At 49.0% G+C, this 3,119-nt stretch carries 1 protein-coding gene; it reads left to right on the top strand.

Annotated elements, in window-relative coordinates; genetic code table 11:
* Positions 1–340 precede the first annotated feature (340 nt).
* Positions 341–2,923: a DEAD/DEAH box helicase gene (locus QME66_13110; protein MDI6809886.1), complete on the top strand. Its 2,583-nt coding sequence runs from the start codon at positions 341–343 to the stop codon at positions 2,921–2,923.
* Positions 2,924–3,119 lie beyond the last annotated feature (196 nt).

Below are 3,119 nucleotides of genomic sequence, written 5' to 3'. Positions count from 1 at the left end.
ACTTAAACGAAATCAATATAAAGAAACTCTCCACGACCACAGTGAAAAAGCTATCAAAAAGGTTTCCGGGATATACGCAGAAATACCTGAAAAAGATTATTTAGTCCTGCAGGTATAGGGCTTGTATATCTTTTTCACATTTTTATTGCCCGATTTGTCCGATTTTGTTATCCTCAGACTGCTTTAAAGTTCCGGTACTTGCGATTATAGGAACTTTTAGATCAGTGTTATACTTTGTGGTGTTATGTATCAGGAATTAAATGCAATTGTATTGCCGGGCGGTACCATGCATATGGAATGGACCGATACCGGAGAACAGATAAGCAAGAGCAGTCACTTATTGCAGCAGGAAATATACAGGCGGTTTACCTCAGACTCTGAAACAGCACTGCTGTTTTTGGGTTTCTGCGACCGGACGGTTCCGCTTTCCGCATCACTCAGTTTCTGGAGGGAAATTACCGGACTGTTCGCCACAAAAGTGCGCTTAACGCAGGACATCGAGACAGTCCGCCACCGCATAAAGATCGCTGTCGAAAGGCATGAACTCGACAGGCTGCTTGAAAGTGTTCCGTTAATGACCGGCTCGGAATATCTGAGTTCTGAGCTGCTTGAGAATATCTGGTTGAGACTTAACGCCAGGCTTCAGAAGGAGTTCAAGGGATATGCCGGAACAGTCGAAGACTTCATTAAGACATTTAGTCCTGATGTGCACCTTGTGGGCCGTGTATTCTTCCACCTTGTCGAAAGCAAGAAAGATGATTATCCCTTTGCATTCCTCGCCACCTACTCGACCGGTCTGAGTTCAAAGGGAACCTCGAAACATCTCCCCCTGAAATACGCACTGGAGGAGTTCGGCAGGGAGAGTGGACGGCTGCTGGAGCTCCTTTCTACCGTCAATATCGCTGCGAAAGAGAGTCCTTTGATTGAGGGGCTCCTCGAAACCGGGGAGTTGTTCCACCCGCTTGCATGGTCGGCGAAGGAGGCATTTACCTTTCTTAAAGAGATACCGGTTTATGAAAGATCAGGAGTCCTCTGCAGAATCCCGAACTGGTGGAAGGGCTCTGCCTCGAGTTTGAAGCTTCATATCAATGTGGGTGATACACCGCCGTCTTATCTCGGCATGGATGCACTCCTGAGTTTTGACGCCCAACTGCTTCTGGGCGATGCGAAGATATCTGAAGAAGAGGCCCGGCGGCTGCTCCAGGCATCTGAGGGGCTCGCTTTTATCAAGAACAAGTGGGTTGCTGTTGACCCTGAGAAATTAAAACAGACCCTGGCCGCCTACGAAAAGGCCCGGAAGATGATAAAAGAAGGGAAGTTCAGCCTGAAAGATGCGCTGAGGATGCAGCTCAATCCGAAAGCGCTGCTCGATGTCCCGGTCGGCGGCGACGGGATAGATGTATCAAACGGCAGCTGGCTCGAATCGGTCATCCGGAAGCTGCGGGACCCCGACCTGATTGTTTCAGCAAAACCCGGAGAGACATTCCTTGCGGAACTCAGGCCCTATCAGCAAAAAGGGGTGGACTGGCTTTCCTATCTGGATTCGCTGCAGTTTGGGATCTGTCTGGCGGATGATATGGGGCTCGGCAAGACCGTCCAGATCCTTGCGCTCTTGAATATCCTAAAATACAGAAACCCAGGACAGGCAAGCCTCCTGGTGATACCGGCTTCCCTGATTTCAAATTGGACCCGGGAAATTGCACGGTTTTCGCCGGATATCGATTACTTTGTGGCCCATCCCGATGCCCATCCCGACAAGAAGCCCAATAATAAGAATAAGATTGAACCGAAGGATCAGGCAGCGCTCGACAAGCTCGATCTTGTCATAACAACGTATTCCCTCTCGCAGAAATATGAATGGCTCCGTGACTATACCTGGAACTATATTATCCTCGACGAGGCCCAGGCGATAAAAAACCCTGGAGCAAAGCAGACCAGAACACTTAAGGGCTTCAAAGCAAGAAACAGGATAGCCATGACCGGCACCCCCATAGAGAACAGGCTGTCGGATCTATGGTCGTTATTCGATTTTATTAATCCGGGACTGCTCGGCAGTTCTCAGGAATTCACACAGTTTTCAAAAAGATTAAAACAGGACCCGGAAGGTTATGCGCGGCTTCGGAAGGTTATCAGCCCCTATATCCTGAGACGCCTGAAGACCGACAGGTCGGTCATATCGGACCTGCCTGAAAAGGTCGAGATGAAGACGTATGCCTCGTTAAGTAAAAAGCAGATGGTCTTATATAAAAATATGGTGCAGGAACTGAAAGACATAATCGAGAACACGGAAGGCATACAGCGCAAAGGGATCATACTGTCATCCCTGATGAAATTCAAGCAGCTCTGTAACCACCCGGACCAATATCTCGGCACAGGCAGATACGAGGAGGATGACAGCGGCAAGTTTGCCAGGCTCAGGGAGATATGTGAGACAATACATGAAAAGCGGGAGAAGGCGCTGGTCTTCACGCAGTTCAGGGAGATGACCGAACCGCTGAAGGCGTTTCTGGAGGGCATATTCGAAAAAAAAGGGCTTATGCTGCATGGCAGCACGCCCGTGGTGAAAAGAAAGGAGATAGTCGAACAATTCCAGAGCGGACAGTATATCCCTTTTATAGTATTGTCATTAAAGGCCGGCGGAGTCGGACTGAATCTGACCGAGGCGAACCACGTCATCCATTTCGACAGGTGGTGGAACCCGGCAGTCGAAAATCAGGCAACGGACAGGGCCTTCAGGATCGGGCAGAAAAGGAATGTCGTGGTACATAAATTCATAACCAGGGGCACCATAGAAGAGAAGATCGACCTGATGCTTGAAGCTAAGTCAAAGCTGTCCCATGAGATCATTCAAAGCAGCAGCGAGGCGTGGATAACCGAAATGGGCAACAGAGAACTGCTGGAGCTCTTCAGCCTTGCGCTATAGGCGAGACAGCTTTTGCATGGAAGGCACCATAAAAAAAATATAAAGGAGTTGCCATGAGTTATTGGGGATTTCCTAAGTATGTCTCTGTGGCCGAAAAAAAGGCAAAGGCCGCCAAAAAACTGAAAGAGCTTTCCAAAAAAAAGACTAATATGAAACCCGTGGCGCTCGAAGGCAGCGCTCTTGCCCATACCTGGTG

Source organism: Candidatus Eisenbacteria bacterium, from assembly GCA_030017955.1.
Lineage (GTDB): Bacteria > Eisenbacteria > RBG-16-71-46 > JASEGR01 > JASEGR01 > JASEGR01.
Note: the sequence above shows the minus strand (reverse complement) of the source record. Positions and strands in the feature narration are given on the sequence as shown.